This window comes from Bacillus sp. VT 712 (genome assembly GCF_001614195.1).
GTDB lineage: Bacteria > Bacillota > Bacilli > Bacillales > Bacillaceae_H > Priestia > Priestia flexa.
In genome coordinates, this window is the sequence record NZ_LWBK01000062.1 from 1 (window position 1) to 8,185 (window position 8,185).

Consider the following 8,185-nt stretch of genomic DNA (forward strand, 5'->3'; position numbering starts at 1 on the left):
AGGCACACAGATGCCCAGAGACATGGGAGGGTACGTCATCATAAGTTACGCAGAGATCCATTGTGCATCACATAATTCTCTGACACTACTTACCACTATTAACCAGTAGTGACCGCGTAGCGTACCCATATAATGGAATAGTTTCTCATAATATAAAAATATTGTTAGGAAGCGTGTCGAAAAATATTTTTTTGACACCCCACCAACGGCTCAAACCGTTGATAAATCAACATTTATAGAGGGAGGTTTATAGCATGCATCCATCCATGTTTCCATATAATCACCAGCCCCCACCATCACGTGAAGGAAATGAGCGTGAGCTAAAAGTGATAGGAGAAGGCCATATTACGGCTGTTCCAGATGGCATTTCCATTATTATCGGTGTTCGTACAGAAAACCTAAGCGTACAGCAAGCATTAAAAGAAAACACTACCGTTTCCAATACAATGATTGATGGCTTTCAAAATGCCGGAATTGAACAAAGTGATATTGAGACCGCATCGTTTACTATTAACCCAAAATATGACTACACTGATGGCAAAACGACATTAGTTGGATACGAAGTACAGCATTTATTTGAAGTTCATGTTGCAGATATTAAACAAGCTGGTGAAGTGTACGCTATCTCTGTTGCAAGCGGTGGAAACGTAGCAGAAGATATTCGTTTTTTTGTGAAAGATCCGACACCCTATGAAAAGCAAGCACTTTCTCAAGCCGTTCAGCACGCTGGAGAGAAAGCAACGGCTATTGCAGACACCCTAGGCGTTGTCTTAAACCCTATTCCGCTGGAAGTCACTGAACGGACTCAGCAGCCCCCTGGTGGCTATGTAGTGGCAGCTAAGACACTTGGGTCTGCTCCACCGATTCAAACGCAGTCTCTGACAGTTGTATCAGCTGTAGAAGTGACATACAGGTACTAGAGTATGTGTGCTAAACTAATACGTATATTAATAAAAGGAGTTTATGCATCGTGATATCAGATGAACAATTGTTTAGCGCCTATCAAAAACTTTGGGTAAATCGCTCTTTTTCCAACCAAGATAATCTTTCCGTTAAAGAAAAGTTATCCTATGCTATTCAAAAGGATTTACGTGATGAAATGACGCATCCTCGCGTTCGTAAATCTCCTGAGGTAAAATATGAACTGGCCGTTCAGCGGATTAACAATAGCAGTCTTGCTCATAGCGAACAGCTGGCTTTAATCGACCTGTATACAAAACTACTCAGAAATTGCTAAAAAAGAGGTTGTTTCTATTTAAATCTAGAAACAACCTCTTTTCTTCTATTATTATTTAGTTACGGCTTTTTCTTGAAAAGAAATTAGAGCATTATTAAAATCTTCTTTTAAATCCTCATACTCTTCCAGTCCAACTGATAAGCGTAACAGCGATTCTGTAATGCCTTTTTCCTCTCTCACTTCTTTTGGAATACTAGCGTGAGACATTGTTGCTGGGTGTGTTAAGATGGATTCAACTGCGCCTAAACTTACACCAATCGAAGATAAGCGCACGTTTTTTAATATATGCTGTGCGAGTTCATCATTGTTTAATTTAAACGAAATAATTGCTCCGTATCCGTTTGCCTGCTCAGTAATCAATTCATAATCAGGATGTGTCTTCAGTCCTGGGTAATAAACCGCTTCGACGTCACGTTGCTCTTCAAACCATTTCGCTAGCTCTAAAGCCGTTTGTTGTTGCTGATCTAACCTTACTTTTAATGTTTTAATGCCTCGTAGAAATAAGAAGCAATCCTGTGGCCCTAAAATAGCTCCAAATGCGTTTTGAACAAACTTTACTTCATCAGCAAGCTTTTCATCACTTACAACAACCAATCCACCAATTACATCGCTATGGCCACTAATATACTTTGTCGCACTATGAATGACGATATTTGCCCCTAAATTAATTGGTTGCTGCAAGTAAGGTGTCATAAACGTATTATCAACGATTGTTAACAGGTCATAGCGTTTAGCTAACGCTGCAACGCTTTTAATATCCGTTACCTGTAAGAATGGATTTGATGGGCTTTCAATGTAAATCGCTTTTGTTTGGCTCGAAATGACTTCCTCTACTTCATCTACATTTGTCATGTTGACAAATGTAGTTTTAATACCAAACTTTGAAAATAATCTTGTTAATACGCGATATGTGCCACCATAGATATCGTTTGAAACGATAATTTCATCGCCTGCTTCAAATAAACAAAGAACAGATGATACAGCGGCCATTCCTGATGAAAAAGCAAACCCAGCAGCTCCATTTTCAAGCTGTGCAATCGTATTTTCTAAAGCTTCTCGTGTTGGATTACCTGAACGCGAATAGTCATAGCGCCCACCGTTTGTTTCGTCTTCTAGATTGAAAGTAGACACTTGATAAATGGGAACATTTACCGCTCCAAAATGTCCATCAATACCTGTTTTTGCATGAATTAAATTTGTACCAAATGAGTGTTTATTTGTTGTATGCATCAAATGCCTCCTTTAAGTCTTGAATTAAATCCTCTGCATGTTCAATCCCAACAGATAAGCGTAATAAGCAATTCGTTACGCCAACTCGATTTCGTATTTCTTCTGGAATATCTGCGTGAGTCTGACGAGCTGGGAACGTCATTAAGCTCTCCACACCACCTAGACTTTCAGCAAAGGTAATCACCTTTATATTCTCAAGTAAGACTGGCACAATTTGCGGGTCCGTTACAGCGAAGGAAATCATTCCGCCAAAGCCTCCTGCTTGTTGCTTCATTACGTGATAGCCTGGATGAGATTCAAGACCTGGATAGTACACTTTCTCAACCAGCTCATGTGAAGTCAGCCAATTCGCAATTTTCAGCGCATTTTCATTGTGTTTCTCCATGCGCAAAGCAAGCGTTTTAATACCTCGCAGCAACAACCAGCTATCTTGCGGACCTAAAATTGCACCTGCTGCATTTTGATAAAAGCGAATTTTTTCACCTAGCTCACGACATCGTGCAACGACTAACCCGGCTACTACGTCATTGTGACCACCAATGTATTTACTAGCGCTATGAATAACGATATCCGCTCCAAGAGAAAGAGGTCTTTGATAATAAGGTGACATAAACGTATTATCCACAATTGTTAACAAGTTACTTTCTTTAGCAAGTTCAATTATTCCTTTTAAATCCGTTACGTGCATCATTGGATTTGTCGGTGTTTCAATAAATAACGCTTTCGTATTCTGCTTTAATACTGCTTTAACTTGGTCTAAATGAGCTGTATTTACATACGTTACTTCTACACCTTGTTCTGCAAAAATATCATTTAAAACTCTGTATGTACCACCGTATAAATCTTCAGAGACGATTAAATGATCACCGTTTTTAAACAAAGCAAGTACAGCCATAACTCCTGCCATTCCCGAAGCAAATGCCGCTCCAACTTCGCCTTCTTCTAACGCAGTGATCGCATCTTCTAACGCTGTTCTTGTTGGATTAGCTGTTCTAGCATAGTCATATCCTGTGCTTTCTCCTAAACGGGGGTGTGCAAACGTAGATGCTTGGTAAATAGGTGTTGTAATGGAACCTGTAGCAGGGTCTCGATTGACGCCCGAACGAACAAGTAGTGTTTCAATATGCATAATGTCCTCTCCTCTTTGCAGTAAATAAAAAAAACTCTTCACAGATGGAAGAGCGTTCGCTTAATCACGACTTCTCTCATCTGTTAAAATACAATCGTATTTCACAGGAATTAGCACCGTTCAAACTCACTGACTAACATATGGTTTGATGGTTGCCGGGCTTCGCAGGGCCAGTCCCTCCGCCACTCTGGATAAGAGTTTTATTAAATTAATTATTCATTGTGTATACTTTAATAAAAATAACAAAGAATGTCAATAGAATTTTCTAAACAATTTCAATTGTCTCATTTATTCAAAAAGACTTCATTGATTTTCTTATATAGGCTGCTCTGTCTTTAATAAAGTCACAAATAAACGCAGGTTCTTGATAAAAAGTAGCTAACTTGTGCTGTATATACGGATCTTTCTCTACATAAGGCAAAATCAGCTGGTGGAGTGCTTCAATCTTTGGTTTCATATAGTTAACAGTGAACTGATGATTTAGCGCAGAATTCATTTTTTCAATATATTGTTTCTTAAATTTTGATATGGCCAAAAGTCGTGCTGTTAACGTATTAAACCCTTCCATTCTCACATAGTTACTTTCCATTTCATCTCCGTTGACATCGCGCCCCCACGTAGCATCATAGTCCCAAGGAAGGAGTTCAAAGCACTTCGTATCACTGTTCCGGTACAAAGCATAGTTATGAACAAAACCATCAAAGTTTTGAAGACAAATTACTCCCACCAACCAGGCTAAATAGCGATCTACCTCCAAGTGCTCTTCAATGTTATCTTCAAACTCTTGATTCGTCCATGTATTCAAGTTATAAATAAAATATTCTAACGCTTCTTCATCTTTTCCGTACGCTACTTTTGTTTCGTACCCTGATTGAAGCGATTCTTTTGGCTTCTCATCCAAATCACTCATTAACGAGAAGTTGGCATCTCCGTCTACAGCGTAAAAGATAGAGCCTTTTGGCAAGCTACGCTTTGTTAAGAAGTACTCGTTTACCGATTCTAACTGTAAATAAACACCTTCATTTTTCCCGTTAATGGTGAGATGAACAAACTGTGATTTCGGTGATAGTACGCCAAGGTCTGAAAAGAAATCGAGCGATAGTTTATTGCGAACTAGCGATGGATCTTTATATTCTGCATTGAGATGAATTTCGTTGGTCTTCCCGAATTTATTTGGTGAATAAAACTCTATATAGTACGATTTCTTTCTCATTTCTCGGATGTGTGATCCCCTTAGAGTTAAGCCTATTTCATACCTCTTTTTATGAACTTTCATCACTGCGGGTATGGAATCTTCAGACCAGATGTCGGCCTTTAGTTCTTTAAAGTCCCGAACATTAGCAAAAACAGAATAGGTGGCAATTCCCATCTCTTTCCCTCCTTTTGGATACATTTTAAATTATATGAGCTCCTCTCCCACCGAGATGCTAGAAACTCCTTGGTTATTTCTTAAAATTCCACGTTTATCTCATAGCAAGTACGGCGTATTAAGCGTATCTTATGGTGAAAGGCAAAAAAATGATTCTCATAAGGAGGTTTTTAGATTGTATATTCAATCTAAGCGTATTCGTAAAGCTGCTGAATCTTTACAAAAATCAGAGCTAGGCAGATTTATGTATCAAGAACCAAAAGGTCATAGCTCAAAAAGTTCATCTAAAAAAACAGCTCTTTCTCACAAAAAGACGGAGAAAAAGACAGAAAAGAAAACAGAGAAAAGAACGGAAAACAAGTACTGTACGAAAAGCTCACGTTCTCACAAAAAGCATCGTTCTCACAAAAAAGTAACGTGCTTCTGTAAAGAAAAGCATTCTCATAAAAAGCACCGTTCTTGCAAAAAACACTCTCACTCTACAAAGCACTCTTATAAAAAGCACCGTTCTTGCAAAAAACACTCTCACTCCACAAAGCACTCTTATAAAAAGCACCGTTCTTGCAAAAAACACTCTCACTCCACAAAGCACTCTCATAAAAAGCACCGCTCTTGCAAAAAACATTCTCACTCTACAAAGCATTCTCATAAAAAGCACCGCTCTTGCAAAAAACACTCTCACTCTACAAAGCACTCTTATAAAAAGCACCATTCTTATAAAAAACATTCTCATTCCACAAAACACTCTCATAAAAAACACCGCTCTGAAAAGAAAAAAACATGTTTCTGTAAAGAAAAACACTCTTACAATAAGCATCAACCTTCTCAAACGTTTAAACATTCCCATAAAAAAGAGAAACACTCTTCAAAAAAATATGGTCACAAGAAAAAAATTGGGCATTCACACTTACCTAACTTAACAAGCCATCCAATTACAGGCAAAAAGCCAGTTAAAAAATGTGACCATTCTCCTTGCTTCTGTAATCACCCATTCAACCGCTTCTTTAGATAAAACATTACATGCTCTACAAGACGTTATAGCTTCTTGTAGAGCCCTTTTATTCCATTTACATGCTATACAATTCTTTATATTTTAAAGATACCTGTAAACCCTTTTACTAAGTTTGTTAATTGATTCATTGCTCCCATCATCTGTCCCGCTGTATTCATCATTTTATTAACGTCATAATTTCCGTCTGAAGATTTAAATTGAGACATTAAAGAATGAAACTGGTTAGGCTGTTGCTTCATTTGCTGATTACCTTTTGGATAAGGATTTGGAAAAGGCATTCCATTTTGATAAAAAGGGTATTGCTGTTGGTTGTTTACATATTGCATTTGGGGTGGAACTTGAGCATAAGGCTGTTGCGGCAACTCTGTATGATGCCATGGTTGCTGATGATATTCTGGAAATGGGTACACCTGACTTAAATCAAACCGTTCTTCTTCCCATTGATTCTGCATGTAATATGGATAAGGATTCTGTTGATTATACATACTGGCTCGCTACCTCCCTTTAAAAATTTTATTATATGGTATGTGGGTACTCAATCTCAGGTGACGCACTACACCTTTTATTTTTCACTTTATATTTAGAAGAACGTTGTGAAAAATGTTAGTTTCTGTCGAAAGTTTAAATTTTTCAAAAAAACGAGATAATTTCAATCTATGTTACGATAACTATAAGTGATGCTAACAAGACAAGCACACAAAATGGGGATAAGGAGTGAATTTACATGTATGTGAACGAGCTTCAACAAGCTTTTATGGCTAAAAAACAGTATGAGCCAACTTCAAGTAATGAGCTGCTAGACTTCGCGCAGCAGCAGTATTTAAAAGGTTGTTTAACACTATCCGATTATAAAATCGCCGTTCGTGAGTTAGAACAAATCGGAGCTTCAAAACCCGAATTTGCACACGAGAATTAATTGTACTACATTGCCCTCAGCTAATTGACTGAGGGCTTTTCTATATTTAACTACTTATACTCACCGCTACTGTGACGCATATTAAAAAAGATCGTCCATTTCATTTCAAGGAGGAGTTTCGATGAGTCGAGGAAAACACTTTAACCATAAAAAGCAAGGGCATGAACCAACCGTTTCGCAAGCGGGGCAGCCCGTTACACCAAAACACACTCAAAAAGTGGATTATGTAATCAATACAGTCGGTACGGAAGACGATCCTGCTGTCAGCATCCACGTGCAAAAAGATAACGATTAATTCAATTACAACACAGCAAAAGCCTAAAAGTGTAAACACACCTTTAGGCTTTTACTGTTTAATCAAACTTAACCGTTCATTAAAATGGACTCTAATACGTACTTATTTGATTGATACATTTGCTTAAAGCGCTTGTCTCGCGTCTCTTGATAAAAAGACTGGAGCACTACGTTTTGCAAGTTTTCACGAAGGGTATCTACTTGATTGATGTGAATATATTTAGGCTTTGTTTCTTTGAGCCACTTGGTAACAAGATCCGTCCACATATCTAACTCATAAAAAAACTGATCAACATATGGTTTGACCTCCCCAAAGAAATTCACCTCATACTCTGAATTACTTTTAATAGTGGATAAACGAGTAAGAGCTAACTCATTATAGTGATGTAGTACCTTTGTTGCTTCTATCATTAAATTCATATTTGTCACCTCAACGATGACATTGTACCATAAATCATCGTTACACTGTACGTAGTAGTACTTCTCTTCTCCGCCATTCTGATTGAGTTGGGATTTCATAGGCTGCAGCTTCAATTTCTCGTAACGACTCGTCAATACGCTGAACGTGATTGCTATATACTTCTTCACAAGTAGTAAACGCTTGATTAACTTGTGAAGATAATGTATCTTCTACAACATCTATTTGCTCTAATACATTATCGAATAAACTTAACACTTCGTTCGTATTTACCATTTTCAGCTTCATAGCCATCCCTCCAACTTTTCGTTTAACTACCTATTCTCTTTTTATTTGGCTCTTTTCTAAAAGATTGTTGCTATTGGAAGGCAAAGGTGTTGGAAAATTTTCCAAGAATAATAGTATAATAATGCTTGGAGGGATAAATATGTTAAAAAAACTATTAGCAATAATTTCAGTACCTTTAGTTATTGTTCATTTAATCATTCTGTACTTTTGGATTGGTGATTGGGAAAAATTAGTTACGAAAATAGGATTAATTAGTTGGATTGGTTCAATTATTTTAGGCATAATTGTTTAT

Annotated in this window: 11 protein-coding genes and 1 riboswitch; of the genes, 5 read left to right on the forward strand and 6 right to left on the reverse strand. The window is 37.5% G+C overall.

Annotation, left to right across the window (positions count from 1 at the left end; translation table 11 throughout):
- Nucleotides 1–254: 254 nt before the first annotated feature.
- On the forward strand, nt 255–920 hold the full coding sequence (locus A2U94_RS19090; protein WP_025907400.1) for an SIMPL domain-containing protein: 666 nt from the start codon (nt 255–257) through the stop codon (nt 918–920).
- A gap of 50 nt (nt 921–970) precedes the next feature.
- A complete protein-coding gene (yoyC, locus tag A2U94_RS19095) occupies nt 971–1,237 on the forward strand; it encodes a protein YoyC (protein WP_025907398.1) in 267 nt (88 codons plus the stop codon).
- A 51-nt stretch (nt 1,238–1,288) separates the two neighbouring features.
- On the opposite strand, the gene A2U94_RS19100 is transcribed toward yoyC, so the two are convergent.
- The 3 genes from A2U94_RS19100 to A2U94_RS19110 all read right to left on the reverse strand — a co-directional run bounded on the left by A2U94_RS19100 (nt 1,289) and on the right by A2U94_RS19110 (nt 4,965).
- A complete protein-coding gene (locus tag A2U94_RS19100) occupies nt 1,289–2,467 on the reverse strand; it encodes a trans-sulfuration enzyme family protein (protein WP_025907396.1) in 1,179 nt (392 codons plus the stop codon).
- The gene (locus tag A2U94_RS19105) at nt 2,451–3,596 is read right to left on the reverse strand and encodes a trans-sulfuration enzyme family protein (RefSeq protein ID WP_025907394.1); all 1,146 of its coding nucleotides are present in this window, start codon (nt 3,594–3,596) and stop codon (nt 2,451–2,453) included. The genes A2U94_RS19100 and A2U94_RS19105 overlap by 17 nt, the downstream gene beginning before the upstream one ends.
- A gap of 73 nt (nt 3,597–3,669) precedes the next feature.
- Nucleotides 3,670–3,794, reverse strand: a riboswitch (SAM riboswitch).
- A gap of 94 nt (nt 3,795–3,888) precedes the next feature.
- The gene (locus A2U94_RS19110; protein WP_025907391.1) at nt 3,889–4,965 is read right to left on the reverse strand and encodes a CotH kinase family protein; all 1,077 of its coding nucleotides are present in this window, start codon (nt 4,963–4,965) and stop codon (nt 3,889–3,891) included.
- Between the two features lie 55 nt (nt 4,966–5,020).
- On the opposite strand from A2U94_RS19110, the gene A2U94_RS22385 reads away from it, so the two are divergent.
- Nucleotides 5,021–5,977, forward strand: a complete 957-nt coding sequence (locus tag A2U94_RS22385; RefSeq protein WP_502686069.1) for a CotG/ExsB N-terminal domain-containing protein — start codon at nt 5,021–5,023, stop codon at nt 5,975–5,977.
- A gap of 74 nt (nt 5,978–6,051) precedes the next feature.
- On the opposite strand, the gene A2U94_RS19120 is transcribed toward A2U94_RS22385, so the two are convergent.
- Nucleotides 6,052–6,462, reverse strand: a complete 411-nt coding sequence (locus A2U94_RS19120; RefSeq protein ID WP_025907388.1) for a YppG family protein — start codon at nt 6,460–6,462, stop codon at nt 6,052–6,054.
- 239 nt (nt 6,463–6,701) lie between these two features.
- On the opposite strand from A2U94_RS19120, the gene A2U94_RS19125 reads away from it, so the two are divergent.
- Together A2U94_RS19125 and A2U94_RS21665 are read left to right on the forward strand one after the other, a co-directional pair.
- Nucleotides 6,702–6,893, forward strand: coding sequence for a YppF family protein (locus tag A2U94_RS19125; protein ID WP_025907386.1), 192 nt, complete (start codon nt 6,702–6,704; stop codon nt 6,891–6,893).
- A gap of 121 nt (nt 6,894–7,014) precedes the next feature.
- Nucleotides 7,015–7,188: a hypothetical protein gene (locus tag A2U94_RS21665; RefSeq protein WP_167556155.1), complete on the forward strand. Its 174-nt coding sequence runs from the start codon at nt 7,015–7,017 to the stop codon at nt 7,186–7,188.
- A gap of 68 nt (nt 7,189–7,256) precedes the next feature.
- On the opposite strand, the gene A2U94_RS19130 is transcribed toward A2U94_RS21665, so the two are convergent.
- Nucleotides 7,257–7,607 (reverse strand): YppE family protein, encoded by a 351-nt coding sequence (locus tag A2U94_RS19130; protein WP_025907384.1) that lies wholly within the window; start codon nt 7,605–7,607, stop codon nt 7,257–7,259.
- Nucleotides 7,608–7,647: 40 nt separating this feature from the next.
- Nucleotides 7,648–7,893: a hypothetical protein gene (locus tag A2U94_RS19135; RefSeq protein WP_025907382.1), complete on the reverse strand. Its 246-nt coding sequence runs from the start codon at nt 7,891–7,893 to the stop codon at nt 7,648–7,650.
- Nucleotides 7,894–8,185 lie beyond the last annotated feature (292 nt).